General features: G+C 66.8%; 11 protein-coding genes, 1 tRNA gene and 5 pseudogenes. 7 read left to right on the top strand and 10 right to left on the bottom strand.

Translation table 11 applies throughout. The annotated features are described in order from the left end of the window. Nucleotides 1-501: 501 nt before the first annotated feature. From F1643_RS13310 to F1643_RS13300, 3 genes are all read right to left on the bottom strand, one after another. Complete coding sequence (locus F1643_RS13310; protein WP_194913660.1) at nucleotides 502-651, bottom strand: hypothetical protein; 150 nt, start codon at nucleotides 649-651, stop codon at nucleotides 502-504. Between the two features lie 75 nt (nucleotides 652-726). Continuing rightward, entirely contained in the window at nucleotides 727-963 is a 237-nt protein-coding gene (locus F1643_RS13305) for a hypothetical protein (protein WP_194913659.1), read from the bottom strand. A 492-nt stretch (nucleotides 964-1,455) separates the two neighbouring features. Next, on the bottom strand, nucleotides 1,456-1,617 hold the full coding sequence (locus F1643_RS13300; protein ID WP_194913658.1) for a hypothetical protein: 162 nt from the start codon (nucleotides 1,615-1,617) through the stop codon (nucleotides 1,456-1,458). Between the two features lie 384 nt (nucleotides 1,618-2,001). On the opposite strand from F1643_RS13300, the gene F1643_RS13295 reads away from it, so the two are divergent. The 6 genes from F1643_RS13295 to F1643_RS24785 are packed head-to-tail and all read left to right on the top strand — an operon-like array spanning nucleotide 2,002 to nucleotide 10,519. Beyond that, a complete protein-coding gene (locus F1643_RS13295) occupies nucleotides 2,002-3,390 on the top strand; it encodes a hypothetical protein (RefSeq protein ID WP_194913657.1) in 1,389 nt (462 codons plus the stop codon). After that, complete coding sequence (locus F1643_RS13290) at nucleotides 3,387-4,244, top strand: hypothetical protein (RefSeq protein ID WP_194913654.1); 858 nt, start codon at nucleotides 3,387-3,389, stop codon at nucleotides 4,242-4,244. The genes F1643_RS13295 and F1643_RS13290 overlap by 4 nt, the downstream gene beginning before the upstream one ends. Nucleotides 4,245-4,287: 43 nt before the next feature. After that, complete coding sequence (locus tag F1643_RS13285) at nucleotides 4,288-4,443, top strand: hypothetical protein (RefSeq protein ID WP_194913652.1); 156 nt, start codon at nucleotides 4,288-4,290, stop codon at nucleotides 4,441-4,443. Between the two features lie 4 nt (nucleotides 4,444-4,447). After that, on the top strand, nucleotides 4,448-5,716 hold the full coding sequence (locus F1643_RS13280) for a hypothetical protein (protein ID WP_194913650.1): 1,269 nt from the start codon (nucleotides 4,448-4,450) through the stop codon (nucleotides 5,714-5,716). Further along, nucleotides 5,673-9,422: a hypothetical protein gene (locus F1643_RS13275; protein WP_194913648.1), complete on the top strand. Its 3,750-nt coding sequence runs from the start codon at nucleotides 5,673-5,675 to the stop codon at nucleotides 9,420-9,422. Before F1643_RS13280 ends, F1643_RS13275 begins: the two co-directional genes overlap by 44 nt. Beyond that, nucleotides 9,419-10,519: a Wadjet anti-phage system protein JetD domain-containing protein gene (locus tag F1643_RS24785; RefSeq protein ID WP_194913646.1), complete on the top strand. Its 1,101-nt coding sequence runs from the start codon at nucleotides 9,419-9,421 to the stop codon at nucleotides 10,517-10,519. The genes F1643_RS13275 and F1643_RS24785 overlap by 4 nt, the downstream gene beginning before the upstream one ends. Nucleotides 10,520-10,877: 358 nt before the next feature. Here F1643_RS24785 and istB read toward each other — a convergent pair. The 3 genes and pseudogenes from istB to F1643_RS23135 all read right to left on the bottom strand — a co-directional run bounded on the left by istB (nucleotide 10,878) and on the right by F1643_RS23135 (nucleotide 13,967). Then, nucleotides 10,878-11,605 (bottom strand): annotated as a pseudogene (gene istB, locus F1643_RS13265) (IS21-like element helper ATPase IstB). 8 nt (nucleotides 11,606-11,613) lie between these two features. Continuing rightward, a pseudogene (istA, locus tag F1643_RS13260) lies at nucleotides 11,614-13,103 on the bottom strand (IS21 family transposase); the annotation flags it as partial. Nucleotides 13,104-13,220: 117 nt separating this feature from the next. Then, nucleotides 13,221-13,967 (bottom strand): hypothetical protein, encoded by a 747-nt coding sequence (locus tag F1643_RS23135; protein WP_255542738.1) that lies wholly within the window; start codon nucleotides 13,965-13,967, stop codon nucleotides 13,221-13,223. Here F1643_RS23135 and F1643_RS24780 point away from each other — a divergent pair. Then, nucleotides 13,878-14,237 (top strand): annotated as a pseudogene (locus F1643_RS24780) (hypothetical protein); the annotation flags it as partial. The gene F1643_RS23135 and the pseudogene F1643_RS24780 sit on opposite strands and share 90 nt — an antisense overlap. Before the next feature lie 449 nt (nucleotides 14,238-14,686). On the opposite strand, the gene F1643_RS13250 reads toward F1643_RS24780, so the two are convergent. The 4 genes and pseudogenes from F1643_RS13250 to F1643_RS13235 all read right to left on the bottom strand — a co-directional run bounded on the left by F1643_RS13250 (nucleotide 14,687) and on the right by F1643_RS13235 (nucleotide 19,678). Continuing rightward, nucleotides 14,687-14,762 (bottom strand) — tRNA-Ile (locus tag F1643_RS13250). Nucleotides 14,763-14,895: 133 nt separating this feature from the next. Next, a pseudogene (rpoD, locus tag F1643_RS13245) lies at nucleotides 14,896-16,901 on the bottom strand (RNA polymerase sigma factor RpoD). Nucleotides 16,902-17,113: 212 nt separating this feature from the next. After that, nucleotides 17,114-18,859, bottom strand: a pseudogene (gene dnaG / locus F1643_RS13240) (DNA primase); the annotation flags it as partial. A 378-nt stretch (nucleotides 18,860-19,237) separates the two neighbouring features. Then, the gene (locus F1643_RS13235; RefSeq protein WP_194913644.1) at nucleotides 19,238-19,678 is read right to left on the bottom strand and encodes a GatB/YqeY domain-containing protein; all 441 of its coding nucleotides are present in this window, start codon (nucleotides 19,676-19,678) and stop codon (nucleotides 19,238-19,240) included. Between the last annotated feature and the right edge of the window lie 7 nt (nucleotides 19,679-19,685).

The raw sequence follows: 19,685 nt of genomic DNA, 5'->3' as shown, positions 1-19,685 counted from the left end.
CGTCCGGTCGCCGACGACGATGCCGGACGGGCCTCGGCACGAGTCGGAGCGGGATCCATCCGGTCCCTCTCTCCCCGCCCCAGCTCCGCCGTCGCCAAACCAGTCCGTAGGATCAAGCGCGATCCCGGGCACCACCCGCGGCTTCCACAGGCCAAGCCCGACGACGGGGTCGGCGTAGGAGGGGGTCGCGCGGAACACCGCCTCGTCGCGACGATGACGCAGTCCTCGCCGGCCGCGAACGCATCCTCGGATCGGCGGCGCATCGTCGATGCCGAGCGAGCTGTGCGAGACGAAGGTCCGCACCCCCATCGTCCGCAACAGCACCCCCAGACGCTCGACCTTGCCGCGGCTGTCGCGAAAGACGAGCCGCTTCTCACCACGATGCACCCGCGATAGCATCATCGCCGCGTTCTCCAACTACCCGACATGGTCGAGCATCACGTCGCCTCCGACCGGAGGGACGGGCTGTCCGACGACGGCCCCGCCATCGCCGCGGGTCAGCTACGCCAGGAGAGCGTCGGGGTTTCCTACGATGGCCGACAGCCCGATGCGCTGGATCGGACGGCCGGCGATCCGCCCTAGCCGTTCGGCCACGGCCAGCAGGTGCCAGCCGCGGTCGTCCCCGACGAGGGCATGCAGCTCGTCGACCATCAGCGCGGCGCCACCGGCGAGCGTTTGCCATGCCCGCCGCACCGATCACAAATAGGACGAGGCTTGGCCTGGGCGTCAGTCGCGCTGCTGGGCGATAACGGTCAGCGCCGCGCGCGCGTGCGCGCTCAGGTCGCTATCGGCCGCCCGCGCGAGGACCGCCGCAGCTGCGGCCGCGCGCGCCGCGTCCCGGGTGCCCTCGACCCCGTCGATAAAGCGGTGACCGGCGGCGGCGGCGGACCAGCCGCACCCGCGCCACGACCGCCAGAGCGTGAGCGTCCAACGGCCGACGCGGGCGGTCTCGCCGGGAAACAACCCGCTGCTAGTCTCGGTCCAGATCCCCCCCCCTCCCTCCCGCGCACAGCCACGGACCGCGATCTACGGAAGGATATGGTCCAACGATGAGGAGGACGAAGGCTTCGGTGCGGAGGACCATTGAGGCTGAGGTCCAGGCGCTGCGAAGTGAATCCATCCCAGTGGCGAGGCAATATCCGCCTAACCATGCAGGGCCGCGCGGCCGCTTCCTGTAGTCGGACGCCGCGTCGGCACGCGAGCGGACGCCAGCGGTTTGACCGTGTCCGCCGCCCCCGCCGCGCCACCATCCGCCACGTCCGACTGCCTTGTTGGTAAGCGCGGGCCAACGCATTCAGGGACAGCGCGACGAGCACCAGGGCGGCGTTCACGGCGGCCATGATGCCGAGGCTGGGGGCCATTGGAGCGAGGTGCTCCTTCTCGGCTTTGTTCCTGCTTGGCGCTGCCGCGAGAGCCCCGAAAACCGTCCGTCGTGCAGAATGTGATGTCGACCGGTCACGTCAGTCTGAGGTGCAGGTTGTCTGCAACGAGCGCGGCGGCTTGGCCGAGGGATACTCTTTCCAGCGTCGTGAAGGGCAACTCCATGGGCGTGATGACATCCATCCAAAGCGCAGCGAAGAGGCCGGCAATCTTCCTGCTGAGCGTGTTGTCGTGCATCCGTCCCGCACCGCCGCCCAGGGCCTATCGCATCATAACCACCGCCGAATACAACGCTCGCCCGGGTTGCAGGTGCCCCCTTTCGAAGGGCCGAGCCTGCCAACGGACTGTGATACCGTATGGGGAAGCAGCAGCTCAGCGTCGGAGCGATACTGTGGCTCGAATTATGGGGGAAGCGTGGATAACAGAATTGAGCCCTTGTCCGCGTCCGGCCAGAATCGCGACGACAAGGTATCCCCCGAAGCCGAAATTGGCGATTCTGGTGTGCACAGCGGAGCGACCCGGTTGACTTCTGGTGAAGCGAGTCCAACACTCACGGTGACGATACCCCGCCTGAATCGCCACCCTTCATGGGTCCACTTTCTCGCCTCAGTGACCCGCCTTGTGGACGCGCACGACTGCGCGCGGCAGGTCGGCGCCCCGCAGGTAATCGCGCCGTCCGAGCAGCGCCCCGGCCTGGACAGCGGCGTGTTCCCGACGGTGGCGTGGCGGCTTCTGGAGTGGCTGCGCGACCGCGAAACGGAAGGGGCGCTCGATTACACGGACATCACGCCTTTTGTCGACGACATCGCTCCGCTTTTCGGTCTCGCGGCGACAGACGTGCAGTACATCGCCACCCTGCTGGCCACGCCGACACTGCTGCGCTACGCTGACCGGCCGGACGCCGAGGCGAGCACCTTCCAGGTCAAATCGACCAGCGACACCGCGCTCCTCGACAAACAGCGCCGCGGCCACGCTTACCGGCTGACGCGGGTCGGGCGCGAGGCGATCGGCTTCGCCGGCGGCTACTTCAAGTGGATCCACGCCAGCGCCGAGGCCCAGAAACTGCTGATCGACCTGCGCAACGGCGAGTACCTGTCGTTCCGCTCGATGGCCCAGCGTCTGATCACGCGCATCCGCTCGGAAAGCCTGGAGGTGCTGCGCGCCATTGAGCGTCCCGAGGTCGATGAGATGCGCACCATCTACCTGCGCGACGCCAAGAAGTTCACCGCCACCATTACCGAGGTCCGCAAGGTCTTGGACGATGTGCAGAACGAACTGCTGCGCCCCGAGGTGCGCGAGGACATCGACTCCTGGAGCGCCGGCCAGCGGGCCGAGGACGCGGTCACGGTGTCGGACATGAACGAGCTGATCCGCATCGCCTTCTCGGCCCTGCGTACGCTGCAGATGCGCCTGTCCACCTTCACCGTCGACGTGCAGAAGCGCGACCGCGCGCTGGTCGGCCTGATCCGTTTCGACAGCATCGCCAAGGGCTTGTTCATGCTGCCCGACACCGACGTGCGCAGCGCCGCGGATTACCTGGCGGGCGTCCTGGCGGGCGCCGGCCCGTTGCTGCCGGATCTGGTGGCCTTCGCGCCGGCGCAGTTGGAGCGCACCATCAAGATCCAGCGCCGGCACGAGAAGAAGCCCCCTGGCTTCCGGCGGATCGGCGTGCCTGTGGTCGTGAAAGACCGCCTCGACACCTTCGTGGAGCGCAACCGCGCGCTGCTGCTCGACATGCTGGGCGAGGGACCGGTCTCGCTGACGAAGCTGATGGAGGATGACCGCATCGACTTTCAGGACCTCCAGTACATGGCCGAGGCGGCATCGCTGCTGGTCAGCCCGCTCATCATGCTCCACGACGACCCGAAGATGCGCATCCGCATAGGGCTTGGCGACTGGACGACCTGGACGTTGCCGGACGGGTGGGAGATGAGCGGCCGCGAACTGATCATGCGGTATGAGCCGCCCGGCTCCAAGGACGGTGTAAAGAGTAAGGGGAGAGCAGCATGAGCGGGCTGATTGACTATGAGCGCCTCGGGCGCGTCAGCGACTTGCTGAAACGGCAGCGGATCATCCGCTCTGCGGCGCAGGAAGGCCGCGTCCGGGACATCGAGATCGAAGCCTCCGAGATCCTGCGGAGCCTGCGTGACGACGAGCGCGAAGCGCTGGATGCCCTGCTACGCGGCGGCGGCTGGGAGTTGCAGGAGTATGACGACGCGATGCCGGGCGTCGCCTCCCGCGCCCGCGTCTGGGTTCTGATCCGCGACGCCGAAACCCGCGAGGGATCGCCGCTCAGCCTGGAGCCCGCTTGGCTCCGGCTGGCGCTGCGGTCCAACGAGACCCGCGCCACGACGATCTACTGGTTCATGTTCATCTGGCTCCAAACGCTCTCCTTCCTCTACGAGCGGATCAACCGGCCGGTCTCTGCGGTGTCTGAGTACGTCTCCGGGATTATCGACCGCGACGAATTGGAGGAGCGCATCCAGGAGCGTCTCGACGAGATCCGCGCGCTCGGCGACCGGGTGATGGTCGCCGGCCCCCAGGAGGGCGACGCCACTGAACGGCAGCGTCTGCCCATCGCCCAGACGCTGCTCGCCGGCGAGGACGGGCACACCCGCGCCTCCGACATCCGCCGCCGCGTCGGCGCCTTCCTCAAGGTGATGGAGGACGGCTTCATGATCGAGCGCATCGCCTCCGACGCGGGCTCGGAACGCTACCGGCAGACGCTGCTCGGCGCCGTGCAGATCAACCAGAGTTACAGCAGCGGTCTGATCCATCTAGTCCCGGTCGAGCAGACCCTGGCGGAGATGGACCGCCGTCTCGCTGCTGAGACTGCACCCGGCGACACCGCCGACGCCGCCTAGCTGGCCGATCCGACGCCCGGCATCCCCACCGAAAGATCCCCCCATGGCCCTGATTTCCCGCTGGCAGGTCTCGAACTTCCTCGACAGCGCCAAGCGCCCGTCCTGGACCCCCGACTTCATCGGGGAGACCTTCGACTTCGGCGGCCAGCCGTCGGCCGTGGTCATGGACAACGGCAACCGGCAAGACCTCAGTGGCTGACGCCATGCTGTGGGTGCTGTCGCTGGACCAGATGCTCCAGGCCAACACCGCCGGGCGCTTGGCTCCGACGTCATCCGGCGCCTTCAGCCACATCCGCGTCGAGTTCGTGATTCCGTCAAGCGCGGACAGCGACCTGTTCGCGACCATGGGAGAGCGCGTCGCCGGAGAGCACCACGTGTTCGGCATCTACGCCAACCGTGAGGCGGCGAGCAACGACCCGGCCAAGTTCAGCGTCGAGCGCAAGTTCTACACCTACAAGGGGGTCCTGGAGGATGTTCCAGTCCACTGCGAGATGATCGACGACGGCTCGGTGATGAAGTCCATCCTGCCGGACGACGAGTTCCTCGACAACCTGCCGCCGGGCAGCCTCGTCCACAAGGTGAGCGACTGGCGGGTGCGCGTGGATGAGTTCATCCCGTGGCAACAGGTCAAGCAGATGGTCGAGTACCAGAAGCGCGGCGGCGGCGACAAGGCGGCCAGTTTCTACAACGTCGAGCCGCGGCCGAAGGAGTCCTTCGACCAAGCGTTCTTCCGCCTGCACGTGGCTCCCGAGATCCTGAGCGGCGTCATCGAGGAGAGCGACGGCGACAAGGGAGTGCAGGACGTGACCTTCGAGAGCGGTCTGGTGGACCAGGCCAACGAGGTGGTACGCGCCAAACTGGCGACCGAGGATAAGAAGCGCCGGCTCGATCGTCTGACGGCGGGCCGCCTGGAGTTGGACGGCATTGCCCGCGCCGCCCAGGATCTGCTGAAGGCCCGCAAGGACCAGATCGACGTCATCGGCCGTCACAGCACCAACCTCAACCTCGCCCGGCTGATCCTGGAGAGCGGCAAGATTCCGGGCATGCCGCTAGCGGCCAGCCAATTGAGGAAGATCGCCGACGACGCGGTGCCCGGCACGCGAGTCCCGGTGCCGGAGATCCTGCGGCACATCTGCTTTGACGGCACTGTCCGCGTGCACGCCGGCCTCTTCGAGGCGTACAGCATCCCGACTCGTAAGGACATGGAAAGCGACCGCGCCTTGCGGAATGCGTTGTTCACGTCCTGGCCGGCGCCGTTCCGAAGCGACAACCGCGCGGCGGACCTCGCGTTTTTCATGCGTCCGTCGCACGATGAGGTGATCAGAAGCCGCAACGCGGCGTTCGTGGAGGACGTTCAGCGGGTTCTATTCGCCCAGTGCCCTTTCCCGGTGCGCCGCCGTTTCGAGTTCCTGCTGCACGACCTGCGCCGTGCCGAGCGGGGAATGGAGCGACCTTCAGGACTCGCTGAATAGCAAACTCCGTCTCATCAACACCATCGCGGAACGTCTCAACAACTTCGAGGCGCTGGAGAATGCCTTCGTCGCCATGAAGGCCAGCGGCCTCTTCGCGGACGCAGACCTCGATGCGCCGCGCGCCCTGAAGGCCAGGCTTGAACGGGATAAGGCTGAGGCCGAGCGGGCACGCGACGATCACACCACGAAAATCGCCGATTTCCGGGCCAAGAAGCGGACTTACGACGCCGTTGTCGCTGAGTTCGGGAATGAAGACTTCGACCTGCGTGTGGAAATGCTGACGCAGGCTGCCGACGATGCCGAGCAGAAGGCCGGAGAAGCCAGCGAGACACTCACGCAGGCGACGGCCGCCCGCAAGGACGGGGAAGCACGGCTGGACACCGCGAAAACGGTATGCTATGCCGCGAGAACCGCTTACGAGACCTTCGCCAAGCAAGCAAGCCACCTCGACCAGATCGAAGACGCGTTCGGAGTGGAGCGCCCGCCCGGTGCCATCGCGCAGGGCATAGCCGATGATCTTGCCACCGCCAAGGCGGACCGGACGCACGTCGGCGCCATGCTGGTGAAGGCGCGCGACGAGCACAGGGTGGCCGAAGCGGCGATCGCCAAGGAGCAGCGGGACCTCGACACGGCGCTGGCCGGCTTGGCGGAGATGGCCGAACTGGTGGAGGCCGACTTGGCGTTCCGGGAGCGCCTGCCCAACCACGATCCGCTCACGTTTGAGGAGGATGTGGCAAAAACGATCGGCGACCTGCAAGGGCGCCGGTCCTTGGCCGAAGCGGAACGTGGCCGGCTGCGAACGCTTGCGGAAGCGTTGGCAGCCTTTACGGAGCGCGCCGGATCGACCGATCCCACCGGCTGGCTTCTGGAGAAGGGACTGGAGCGCGAGCGCCTGCTCGCGACGGAGCGCGAGACGCGCGCGGCTCTGGAGGGCGCGCAGGAGAAACTGACCGCCCTGGAATCGAGCCCAACGGCACCGAGCGCCACCGACGCTGCGGTGCGCAAAGCCATGGTTGCGGCTGGCCTCCATGACGGCGCCACGCCTTTGCACCAAGCCATCACGGACCGCGAGCCGGACGCGAATAGGCGCCGGGCCTTCCTGTCGCAGTTCTCGGCGCTGCTGTTCGCGCCCGTCTTTGCCAATCCGGAGCACGCCGTTGGGGTGGCGACGGCCCTGGCCGCGCGCGACATTCCGATGCCGGTTTTCCTGATGGACGACGTCGACCGGCTGGTGAGTGGCGGCACTCTGCGCACCACGGTATCCGGCGCTCTGTACCACGGCGTGGTGGCCGGCATAACCTCCCGCAAGGTCGAGGCCGTCCTCGATCCGGCTCGCCTTGAGCAGGAGAAGGCTGACCTGCGCGCCGAGATCGCTTCCCTGGCGCAGACGTGCGAGCGGCTCCTGGGAGAGATCGAGACCCTGTCCCCCGAGGGGCCGCTGCTCACCCTCGCGCGCGCCGCCCAGAACGCCGTCGCCGAACGTGCGATTGACCGCGTGCGCGGGCTGGATGAAGCCATTGCCGCGCTGCGCGAAGAGGAGAGCAAGGCCGAGGCGCTGAGGACGCAGGACAACCGTCGCCTGGCGCGCGAGGCCGCCGCCTACCGGCGGCGCGGCGGCGATGCGGCGGTCGCGGGCCTCAAGGCCGCCGCGGAAGCCGCCAGCGCGGCTCTGCGCTCCGCCAGGACCGCCATGGATACCGCGGCGGCGGCCATCGAATCCTGGACCAACCAGCATCAGGACGCGCAGACGCGCGTCGAGCGCGGGATGGAGTTGAAGCACTGGATCCCCACCGCGGAGAGGGCGCAGGCGTTCCTTGACGCCGGCGGCCGTCAGCGGGTGCGCGCGCTGCACGATGCGCTGACGGACGCCGAGGGGACGGTGGCGGCGGACGATCGCGACCTTCGCGCCCTCGTTCTGGCCGAGCAGCAGCATCGCCATGCGGCTGCGACCGCCGCGGCGGAGCGATCCGCAGCGCAGTCCCGCAGCGACGCCTGGGTCAGCCGGCTCGAAGAAGCATCCTCCTTCCTAAAGGACGGCGGCATCGACTTTCTCGATCACGAGGCCGCTACCGCCGCCAGCCTGCGACAGACCGTTGCTTCCCTTGATGCTCGCCTGCGCTTCGACTTCGAGAGCGCCGCGAAGTTCAAGGAAACCACGGACGGCGCCGTCAACCAGGACCGCGTAGCGCACGCGCGCCTCAAGTCCGAGGTTGCCGATCTGGAGCGGTCCATCGGCGAGAAGAGCGCCTTCATCGAAGCCCACAAGGAACGCAAGGAGGTCCTCCAGGACTATTGCCGCGACATCGAACGGACGGTGCACGCCATCACCAGGGAGATCGAGAACAACACCCTGATCATCCAGGAGATCAAGAAGGAGACGAGCATCGACCTGGCCTCCATGGCTGGCCCGTCGCCCAGCAGGACGGTTCCAGCGGAGATCCAGGAGGCCATCGACCTGCTGGAAAACCGGTTGGAGGCCGATGGCGCTCCGGAAGATCAGGACGCCGTGGTCAACGCCTATGACAGGATTATCGAGATCGTGCGCGGCTTCGGCTTGAAGAACGCGAACGCCGACATTCGGCGGGTGCGTGATGCCCTGGCGGCGGCCGAGAGGGGGTATGCCGAAACCGTCGATCGCCACACCAAGGCCAGCCACCTCGACCAGTCGACGCTCGTTCGCCTGCGCGCCGCCAAGCCGGAAGAGGTTCAAGGAATCCTCGACACCATCGACGCCGGCATCGAGCGCGAGAAGCAGACCTGGCAGGAGGCCGTCATCAACGAGGAGAAGAGCCGCAACGAACTCGTCGGCATCCTCAAGGGGCTGGCGATCTCCTCGGCGGACAACCTCGCCATCATGCAGCGCGTCATGGCGCCGACGAAGGACAACGCCGGCTTCCTGATCGAGGCGAAGATCGCCGAGAACGAGCAGATCGAGAAACTGCTGAGCGACCTTGTCGAGCAGGTCGAGGTGCAGCGCAAGCGCTTCGACGAGGACACCACCGCCGGTCGCGACCACCGCCGCGAGGAGGAGTTCCGGCAGAGCCTGTCGCGCTCCGTGCGCAACCGCATCCACGAGAGCATGTTCCCCGGCGCGCGGGTCAAGGTCGTCCACCCGCTGATGCGCGAGGGCCGGCCATTCCACTTCGTCAAGCGGGGCATCAGCGGCGGCCAAGCCACGGCCTTGATGCTGCTGTGGACCATCAAGGCGGCGACCTACTCCGTCGAGCGCTCCGCCGTGAAGCGCCAGGGCGAGGCGCGCCGGCGCCTGCGCCGGGCCTCGCACAGCATCATCGTCGTGGACGGCCTGTTCTCGGACCTCTCCGATCCGCCGCTGATCCGCGAGTCGATGGAGGCGATGAAGCGGGTGCGCGGGAACTACCAATTGATCGGCCTGATCCATTCGCCGTTCTACCGCAACGACTTCGACCTCTTCCCGACCTGCCTGTTCGGCCGCAAGGTGTCAACGGTCGGCGAGGACGGCGTCGAAGGCAAGATGGTGACGATCCAGTCGCACACCCGCGACCGCGCCGGCCGGGTCGGTATCGCCGGCCTGCGGGCGCGCAACACCCTGGCCGAGGCCGCGTCCAGGGGCCGCTCGTCGGCGGCGAAGGGCGGGGCCGATGGCGAAAGTCTCGACATCTTCGACAGCGTCATCGCCAGTACGCCGCTGGGCGAGGATGAGGCAGCAACCGAGGACGTGCGGTGAGCGCACGACCCCAGGACATCGAGGCGATCCGCTCCTGGCTGCGGCGCAGCGGGGCGAGCTTCCTCAACCCCCGCGGCTTGCTGGAGCGCATCCGCGCCGCCACCGGACTACCCTCGGTCCTCACCGTCAGCAAGTGCTTGCAGGAGATGCAGCGCCTCGGCGAGGTGTCGTGCGACACCTGGGCGCGGCTGCATATTCACCTCGCCGAGGCGCCGCTAGCGCCGGCGGAGGCGGCGTGGCGGGCCAGCGTGGACGCCACGCCGGAACTGGGCGATGAAGAGCGGATAGCCTACCACGCGCTGTGGTCGGCCATCGAGGACTGGCCGGTGGAGACGCAGGCCGCCCTCATCGCCGAGATCGATGCGCTGCGCCGCGCCGATCACAGCCGTCCCTCTTACCTGCTGAGCGCGTCGGGGCGGCTGGCCTCGTCCAAACTGCTGTCGGCGCTGCCGAAGGCGGCGCTGAAGAAACTCGGCATCGATATGGAAGCCATCGATCCGGGGCCGCTGTGCTTCCTGATCGCTGGGGCCGCGGCGCCGGACGCCGTCGTTCTGGTCGAGAACCCGAACGCCTTCGAGTGCGCGCTCACCGCCACCGCCGATCTGCCGCTGTGCTGGGTCTCGGCCTACGGCTTCGGCGCCTCGGCCCTTGAGGCGGGGCAGCGCCTCGCGGACGGCATTGAGCGTCCGGCCCGCGTGGTCACTGCTGTGCGCAGCGGAGCCCCGCCAGCGCTGGTGGACCTCCTGAAGCATCCGAACCTGTTCTATTGGGGCGATCTCGACACCAGCGGGTTGCACATCTTCCATCGAGTGCGGACGCGCCTGCCGGCCATCCGCCTGAGCGCGCTCATGGGGCCGATGATTGACCTGCTCCGCTCGGGCGGCGGCCATCCGTACACATGGGCCGTCGGCAAGACCGGGCAGAGGACCTGGACCCGCGGCAACGAGGATCTCGATGCGCTGCTCACGCTTTGTGCGAGCCGCGCGGCCGACCAGGAGCACGTCGCCGAAGCAGACATCCGACAGCTTGGGGGCCTGCCTCTGGAAACATCCGCGACGGACGGTAAGGGGTGCGACGTCACATCCCTCGTGCCTTGAGCCCCCCTTTCCGCACCGCGGCCTGAACCATGCGGTCGAAGTCCGTCAACGGCGGCTTGGGGGAGATCTGGAATTCCAACGGCGCGGCATCATGCGCCTCGCGAAACATCCTCGCCACGACCCATTCCAAGTGCTTGCGCGAGGCTTCTGGCAGCCCGAACCAGTATCCGAGTGTCAATCGGCTTGAGATAGGGACCCTGGATCGGCACGGAAAAGGGACCCTGTGATCTGGCGAGGACTTGTCGTCCAGGTAGTCCATGGAGGGGACCCGCGCGTGCCGCGCAGTGCCCTCATCTGCGACGGAGCGGCACGCGTGGGGAGGCGCTGTGGACCCACCTGGGCGACATCGGGGGGGAAGTCAGGCGCGGTTCTTGAAGCGCCAGCTTTCGTTGCCGGTCTCGAGGATCTCGCAGTGGTGGGTGAGGCGATCGAGCAAGGCGGTGGTCATCTTGGCGTCGCCGAAGACCGACGGCCATTCCCCGAACGCCAGGTTGGTGGTGACGATCACGGAACTGCGCTCGTAAAGCCTGCTGATCAGGTGGAACAGCAGCTGGCCGCCGGATTGGGCGAACGGGAGGTAGCCGAGTTCGTCGAGAACGATGAAATCCATGCGTGCGAGGTGGTCGGCCAAACGGCCCTGCCGGCAGCCCGGGTTTCGGCTTCCAGGCGGTTGACGAGGTCGACCACGTTGAAGAAGCGCCCCCGGGAGCCGGCCCGGATGCAGGCCCGGGCGATCGCTACGGCGAGATGGGTCTTGCCGGTCCCGGTGCCGCCGACCAGGACGACGTTACGCTGCTGGGCGAGAAAAGCGCCGCCGGCGAGATCGCGCACCAGGGTTTCGTTGACCGGCGTGTCGTCGAAGACGAAATCGTCGATGTCCCTGGCGAGCGGCAGCTTGGCGATGGTGATCTGGTACTTGATCGAGCGCGCCTGTTTTTCGGAGATTTCGGCGGCAAGCAGGTCGCCGACCACCCGTTGCGGCTCGTGCTGGCGCTTGACGGCGGTGGCGATGAGTTCGTCGTAGGCGGCCTTCATGCCGTAGAGCTTGAGTTCGCTCATGGTGGCCAGGATCTCGGAACGCTCCATCACAGGGGTCTCCTCAGGCTGTCGTAGCGGGCGCAATCGGCGGCCGGCTCGTGCCGGAGCCGCAGTGCGTCGGAGGTCATGATCGTGATCGGCGCCGCCGGTTCCCGGCGCCGGGCCAGGATGTTGAGAATGACGGCAGCGGAATGGACGCCCTCGCGCAAGGCCTCGGCGCAGGCCGCCTCGACGGCCGGCAGCCCGTCGCTCAGCACGGCGCCGAGAATGTCCACCATCTGCCGGTCGCCGTCCTCGACGGCGGCGAGCTTGCGCCGAACGCGCTCCAGACCGGCCGGCAGGACCCAATCCTTGAACGGTGCCCCATTGCGCAAGGCCCCCGGTTTGCGCGCCAGGACCGGAACATAGTGCCAGGGATCGAACACCGTTCTGTCGCGCCCGAAGCACCGGGCGTGTTCACCGACAATTCGTCCATCCTGGCGCAGTTCGATCCGCTCGGCATAGGCGCGGATTTCCACCGGACGCCCCACCGCGCCGGCCGCGACCGAATACTTGTTGTTGTCGAAGCGCACCAGACAGGTCTTGGAAACCGAGGCTGGCACGGCATGGAAGCCGTCGAACCGCCCGGCATAGGAACAAGGCTCGGCCGTTCTGCCTCGAACATCTCCCAGACCGTCCGCTCCCGTATTTCGGGATGGCGATGCGCCTTGGCGTGGGCGACGCAGCGGTCCAGGAGCAAGCCGTTGAGTTCGTCGTAGCTCTTCACCCGCAGCCGGGGAGTGAAGAAGCGCTCGCGGACCAAGCCGACCTGGTTCTCGACCTGTCCCTTTTCCCAGCCCGACGCCGGGGTGCAGGCGACCGGATCGACCAGATAGTGGCTGCACATCTGCAGGAAGCGCCGGTTGTAGACACGCTCCTTGCCGGCGAAGATCGTGTCGACCGCCGTCTTCATGTTGTCGTAGATGCCCCGCGTACAGGCTCCCTTGAAGAAGGCAAAGGCCCTGTCGTGGGCGTCGAACACCATCTCCTGGCTTTCGCGCGGGTAGGCCCGCACGAACAGCATCCGGCTGTGGCACAGGCGGACATGGGCCACCTTCACCGTGACCGTCGTTCCGTTGATCAGGACGACCTCATGGCTCCAATCGAACTGGTAGGCCTCGCCTGGCGCAAAGCTCAACGGCACGTAGGCTTGGGCGACGGAGGGCCCCTGCTCCTGCCGCCAAACCCGGGCATAGCGACGGACAGCGTCGTAGCCGCCTTCATAGCCGCGGGACCGTAACGTTTCGAACAGCCGGACCAGCGTCAGGCGCTCCCGTGATGCTTTCCCCTCGTTGGCCAGCAACAGAGCATCCAGTTCTTCACGCCAGGGGCCGATCTTCGGCAAAGGCTGGTTCGTGCGCGTGTAGCGGAACTCCGTGGCCTCCGAACGGATCACCTTCCGCACGACCTTCCGGGACAGCCCGAACTCCCGGCAGATTACCTTGATCGGCTTCTGCTGCACGAAGTAGGCACGACGGATCTTCGCGATCGTTTCCACAATCAGCATCCCTCGACAGGCCTCCATGTCCTCCATGGCGGCCAGTGTGGACCCAAAGCTTCGGGGGTCCCGTTTGGATGCCGATCACCCCCTATACGGGGTCCTTATTCCATGCCGATTCACATTCTATACGATGCAGTAGCTTCGCGAATACCTGGAGATGCAGACGGTCCCCCCATGCGCAAGCACCCCGAACACCGACTTGGTCAGATCGGACAATACTGGCTCAGTAAGAAGCCCGGCCGCGACGGCACTGACGACGCGTGGTGTCGCACTTGGTACGAGTCCCGAACGCGACAGACACGCCGTGTCAGCCTTGGCACAACAGACTTTCAGAAGGCAACCCTCCAGCTCGCGGCGTGGGTCGTCGAGAATGAGCGCCCCCGGCACGCCGCCCCCGATCGCGTCCTCATAGAAACCGTCTTGCTGAACTACTGGAACGATCATGCCAAGAACCTGCCCAGCGCGCCGACCCAATGGCTCGGCTTGTCCTACTGGCAGGAATTCTGGACGGGGCGGACGGTTGCCGAGATCACGCCACACGAGCAGCGCCGATTCCGTGAATGGCTGGCCAACCGGGGAACCGGCACCAGCGGCATCGACCGCATCCTGTCGGTCGGGCGGGCGGCGCTGAACCGGGCCAAGAAGTGGCAGGAGTTGGCCGAAGTCCCGCACATCTTCGGGACCGTCACGGCCGAAGCAAAGCGGGCGCGCCAACCGAAAGGCCGCCCGATCACGCCCGAGGAACTGGCGCGCCTTATCGATGCGGCGCAATCGCGCCACATGCTGCTGTTCCTGCTGATCGCCTCCAACACGTTGGCCCGCCCAGCGGCCGTTCTGGATATCGAACCGGCACAGCACGACTCGGAGCATGGGCTTCTCGACCTCAATCCCCCCGGCCGCGTCCAGAACAAAAAGTTCCGGCCAGTGGTGCCGGTCTCACCGACGCTGCGCCCATGGCTCACTCAGCCGGTGGGGAAGAGCGGGCGGTACGTCAGTTACCGGAACCAGCCGATCCGCTCCATTCTCCACATGTGGCGGATCACCCGCGCAGCGGCGGGGCTGGATGAGCGCGTCACTCCGTACTCGATCCGGCACGGCATGGCCCGGGAGATGCGCAAGCGGCGGGTACCCACTGAGCAGATCAGCCTGTTCCTTGGCCACCTGCCGGACGGCTCGGCCGCAACCACGTCGATCTACGCACCCTACGAGCCAGGCTTCCTGGCCGATGCTCTGGAGGCCATCGAGGAGGTCATGAGAGAGGTGCGCAAGCACCTGAAGCGCGTCCAGATCGACCACCCACAAGCGGCGCTCGGTTCCGAGATCGAGATCAGCCTCACCGGCCGCGCGCGCCGGCACGGGATAGGCGAAGACAAGCGGCAGGAGGTCCGGCAACTCATCTTGTCCGGCCTGCCACATGCCGAGGTGGTCCGACGGACGGGCGTGTCGAGCGGCACGGTGAGCGCGATCCGGCAGGAGCTGAAGGCGGCCATGCCGCTCTACCGGAACACGGAGTTCGGCGATTGCGTGCCGCTTGCGTGCCGCGATAGTGACGAGGACGCCGACAGCCTGTCGGAAACCTATGGAAAGGTTGGTGGGCCCGGCCGGATTCGAACCGACGACAACACCGTTATGAGCGGCGCGTTCTAACCGCTGAACTACAGGCCCTACCGCGGGGCGCACTTTGCGACAAAGCTTTGGGGAAATGCAACCCTTCGTTCATCGTTCCGACGCACAAGTCCAAGAACGAAAACGGGGGCCGAAAGGCCCCCGCTTCGTCTCGAACGATACGGCTTCCGGATCACGTGTCCAGGAAGCTGCGCAGCTTGCGCGACCGCGACGGGTGCTTCAGCTTGCGCAGCGCCTTCGCCTCGATCTGGCGGATGCGCTCGCGGGTCACGTTGAACTGCTGGCCGACCTCTTCCAGCGTGTGGTCGGTGTTCATGCCGATGCCGAAGCGCATGCGCAGCACACGCTCCTCGCGCGGCGTCAGCGAGGCCAGGACACGGGTCGTCGTCTCGCGCAGGTTCGCCTGGATGGCGGCGTCCAGCGGCAGGACCGCATTCTTGTCCTCGATGAAATCGCCGAGATGCGAATCCTCCTCGTCGCCGATCGGCGTTTCGAGGGAGATCGGCTCCTTGGCGATCTTCAGGACCTTGCGCACCTTCTCCAGCGGCATCATCAGACGCTCGGCCAGCTCTTCCGGGGTCGGCTCGCGGCCGATCTCGTGCAGCATCTGGCGGCTGGTGCGGACCAGCTTGTTGATCGTCTCGATCATGTGGACCGGGATGCGGATGGTCCGCGCCTGGTCCGCGATGGAGCGGGTGATCGCCTGGCGAATCCACCAGGTCGCATAGGTCGAGAACTTGTAACCGCGCCGGTACTCGAACTTGTCCACCGCCTTCATCAGGCCGATGTTGCCCTCCTGGATCAGGTCCAGGAACTGCAGGCCGCGGTTCGTGTACTTCTTGGCGATGGAGATCACGAGACGCAGGTTCGCCTCGACCATCTCCTTCTTGGCGCGGCTCGCCTCCTTCTCGCCCTTCTGGACGGTGGAGACGATGCGGCGGAACTCGTTGATCGGCAGGCGGGCCTCTTCGGCCACCTGGGCGATCGACTCGCGCGTCTTGCGGATGTCGCCGTCGTACTTCTCGGCGAACTTGCCCCAGGTCTTGGGGTTCAGGCCGCGGATGCGCTCCTGCCAGTTCGGATCCAGCTCGTGGCCGAAATACTGGTTCAGGAAGTCCTCGCGCTTCACGCGGCAATCGGTCGCCATGCGCAGCAGGCGGCCTTCGAAGCCGGTCAGCTTGCGGTTCAGGCCATAGAGCTGCTCGACCAGCTGCTCGATGCGCTGGTTGTTCAGGCGGACGGTGTTCATCAGCTCGACCATCTCGGTCTTGAGCTTTTCGTACTTCTTGTCCGTCTGCTTGCCCATGTCCTCGCCGCGCTGCATCGCGGCCATGCGGGCCTCGTGCAGCTTGTGCAGCTTGTCGTAGGTCGCCTTGATGTTCTCGAAGGTCTCGATGACCTGCGGCTTCAGCGCGGCTTCCATCGCGGACAGCGACAGGCTGTTGTCGCCCTCGTCGCCCTCGTCGCCTTCCTCGCCCTCGCCTTCGGGCGCGGCGGACGCGGCTCGTCGCCGTCCTCGCCGGCCGGCGCATCGGCGGCGGGCGCCGCGGCGGGCCCGGTGCCGGCGGCTTCCACCACCTCGGCCAGGCCTTCCGGCATCTCCTCGCCGTCCGGGCCGCCGCCATAGGTGGCGTCCAGGTCGATGATGTCGCGCAGCAGCATCTTCCCTTCCATCAGGGAATCATGCCACTCCAGAATGGCGCGGATGGTCAGGGGCGATTCGCAGATCGCGCCGATCATCATCTCGCGGCCGGCTTCGATCCGCTTGGCGATGGCGATTTCGCCTTCGCGCGACAGCAGCTCGACCGACCCCATCTCGCGCAGGTACATGCGCACCGGGTCGTCGGTACGGCCGATGTCGTCGTCGTCGAGATTGCCCGACGAACGGCCTTCGCCCTCGCCTGCCCCCTCGCCGCTGTTCTCCGAATCCTGCTCTTCCGATTCGACGATGTTGATGCCCATCTCGGACAGCATCGCCATCGTGTCTTCGATCTGCTCGGACGAGGACGAATCCTGCGGCAGCGCTGCGTTCAGCTCGTCATAGGTGACATACCCGCGCTCCTTGCCGCGGGCGATCATCTTCTTGACGGCCAAACCCATGCCGTCCATCAGAGGACCGTCTGCGGATTCCTCCCGCGTTTCGGAAACTTCCACGCTGTTCGCAGCTTTCGTGGCCATGCGATCGGTGCCCCCGCATTACCCCATTGAAAAAGACGAAAGGAGCGCCCGGTCCCGGTTACCCGGCCCGTCCGCCCCACCCCCAACCATGTATCTACCCGGAACCCGCCATCACAGAAACTGTCATGCGGCCCTGTCCTGTCGACTGCTTCCTGTCAATTCCGTGCCCCATCAACCGGCGCCCTGCGGCCGACGGCACAAGCCATCAACCGTCAGACATCGTCAAAGTCACCATCATCCGTCATACCCAGCCCGGACTTAATGACCTCCTGCTGAAGAGCCACGACCCTCGCGAAGTTCGCCTCGCTGTTGTCACGGGTCAAAGCCGCCTTCGCTTCCCTAAGATCGTCGAGCACCCGCTCTTGATGCAGATGCCGCCACGCAGGCCACCATCCCTTCCGGGCATCCTCCGTAGAGGCATCCGGACGGGCGAAGCCGGCATGGACATAGGTCGACTCGCCTAGCAAAGCACCGACCATCGTCTCATGGCCGGCGGATGACAAGTGGCGACAAAGCGCAGCGGCGTCAAGTGTCGAGTCGTGGTTACGATCGTCCGAAAGACATTCGATCACCGCCCAGCGCAGTTTTTCGAGCTCCGGGTCACCGAACGGCAACAGCCCCAACGGCTCGGCCAATTCGGCGAACAGCTCGGGATGGTTGATGATCGTCGCCAGCAGGATCCGCTCCCGCATCGAGGCAAGGCGGGAGGCGCGGCCGCGCCCTCCCCCACCGGCTTGGAGGTCAGGCGACCGGGCACACCCGGCACATGACGGCGCGGCGCTTCGCCGAAACGCCCCCGCCCCTGCCCCTGCCCCGGCACCCAGGGTCCGCGGTTGTAGGCCGGCCGCGCGGGCCGCGAAGGCCTCGTCGACGCGGCGGCGCATTTCGGTCCGGTAGAAGCCCTGCACGTCGCGGTCGGCGATGGTGGCGACGCGGGCCTCCAGCGCCGCCTTGACCGCTGCCTTGGCCTCCGGCGTGTCGGTCGGCCGGCCTTCGCTCTCCATCCGCCACAGGGCGTCGGACAGCGGGATGGCGGCCTCCAGCACCGCGCCCATCGCCTTGGCGCCTTGGGCGCGGATCAGGCTGTCGGGATCCTCGCCCTCCGGCAGGAAGGCGACGCGGGCCGACTGGCCGGGGGCGAGGTGCGGCAGGATGCGCTCCACCGCCCGCCACGCCGCGCGCCGGCCGGCATTGTCGCCGTCGAAGCACAGGAACGGCACCTTCTCCGCCGCAGGGATCAGCTTCCACAGCTCCTGCACCTGGGTTTCGGTCAGCGCGGTGCCGAGCGGCGCCACCGCCCCCTCGAATCCGGCGCGGACCAGGGCGATCACGTCCATATAGCCTTCGGCGACGATCACCGGCTTGCCGTCCGCCGCCGCCTGCCGCGCCCGCGACAGGCCGTAGAGCAGCGTGCCCTTGTGGAAGAGCGGCGTGTCGGCGGTGTTGACGTATTTCGGCCCGTCGCCTTCCAGGATGCGCCCGCCGAAGGCCACCACCTGCCCGCGCCGGTCGGTGACCGGGAACATCACCCGGTTGCGGAAGAAGCTGTAGGGCGACCGGCCGTCGTCCGGCCGCTTCAGCAACCCGGCATTGACCATGTCCTCGTCGGAGAACCCCTGCTTGCCGAGATAAGTGCGCAGCGCGTTCGAGTCGCCGGGTGCGTAGCCCAGCCGGAAGCGCGCGATGGTGTCGCCGTCCAGCCCGCGGCGCATGAAATAGTCCAACCCCGCCCGGCCGGCGGAGGTGTGCAACTGCTGCTCGAACCAGCGGGCCGCCTGCTCGACGAGGTCGTGCAGGGTCTTGCGCCGCTCGTAGCGCTGCCGGTCCTCTTCGGTCGGGCGCGGCACCGGCAGTCCGGCCTCGCCGGCAAGATGCTCGACCGCCTCGGGGAAGCCGAGATTGTCGTGGCGCATGACGAAACCGATGACGTCGCCGTGGGCGCCGCAACCGAAGCAATGAAAAAAGCCCTTCTGGTCGTTGACGTAGAAGGACGGCGACTTCTCGTTGTGGAACGGACAGGGGAGCCTTGTACTCGCGGCCGGCGCGGATCAGGCGCAGGCGCTTGGAGACCACTTCCGACAGGGCCAGCCGGCTGCGCAGTTCTTCCAGGAATTGGGGCGGGAAGGCCATGGTCGAACGGTCACCGGGTACGATGGGCGGGGTGCGATGGGCGCAAGGCTATAGCAGAGCCATAGTATGGGAACCAGCATCGCCGCCCCCAAGGGGCGACCGGCGCGGTCCGGGTGCGGCATCTGTCCGGCCCCCGATCGAACCGGCCGTCATCCGCACCTGTCACCCCACCTGCCCGGCCGCTTATTTCCCCGACAGCCGCGCCTTCACCAGACCGCCGCCTTGGCGAAGTCCATCTGGCCGGCATGGCGGGCCTTCAGCTCGGCCATCACCTTGCCCATGTCCTTGATGCTGGAAGCGCCGAGCTCGGCCACGATGGCGTCGATGGCGCCGGCGGACTCCTCGTCGGTCATCTGCTTGGGCAGGAAGCGTTCGATGACCGCGATTTCCTCGCGCTCCTGCTGGGCCAACTCGGGACGGCCGCCCTGTTCGTACATGCCCGCCGATTCGTTGCGCTGCTTCACCATCCCTTGCAGCATCGACAGGATGCTCGCCTCGTCGATGCCGTCGGTCACGCCGCGGCTTCGGGCATCGATGTCGCGATTCTTCAGTTCGGTCAGAATCAAGCGCAGGGTTGACACCGCGCGCTGGTCCTTCGCGCGCATCGCATCCTTCAGGGAGTCGTTGAACTGCGTGCGCAGAGTCATGTCCTGT

The organism is Azospirillum sp. INR13 (assembly GCF_015390205.1).
In the GTDB taxonomy this organism is placed as follows: Bacteria; Pseudomonadota; Alphaproteobacteria; order Azospirillales; family Azospirillaceae; genus Azospirillum.
The sequence above is the reverse complement of the archived record's forward strand: the minus strand, read 5'-3'. Positions and strand labels throughout refer to the sequence as shown.

Coding starts and splice junctions, on each gene's coding strand:
- F1643_RS13280 (WP_194913650.1), top strand. CDS start 4,448: ATGCTGTGGGTGCTGTCGCTGGACCAGATGCTCCAGGCCAACACCGCC.
- F1643_RS23135 (WP_255542738.1), bottom strand. CDS start 13,967: ATGCTCCGAGTCGTGCTGTGCCGGTTCGATATCCAGAACGGCCGCTGG.
- F1643_RS13290 (WP_194913654.1), top strand. CDS start 3,387: ATGAGCGGGCTGATTGACTATGAGCGCCTCGGGCGCGTCAGCGACTTG.
- F1643_RS13285 (WP_194913652.1), top strand. CDS start 4,288: ATGGCCCTGATTTCCCGCTGGCAGGTCTCGAACTTCCTCGACAGCGCC.
- F1643_RS13310 (WP_194913660.1), bottom strand. CDS start 651: ATGGTCGACGAGCTGCATGCCCTCGTCGGGGACGACCGCGGCTGGCAC.
- F1643_RS13235 (WP_194913644.1), bottom strand. CDS start 19,678: ATGACTCTGCGCACGCAGTTCAACGACTCCCTGAAGGATGCGATGCGC.
- F1643_RS13300 (WP_194913658.1), bottom strand. CDS start 1,617: ATGCACGACAACACGCTCAGCAGGAAGATTGCCGGCCTCTTCGCTGCG.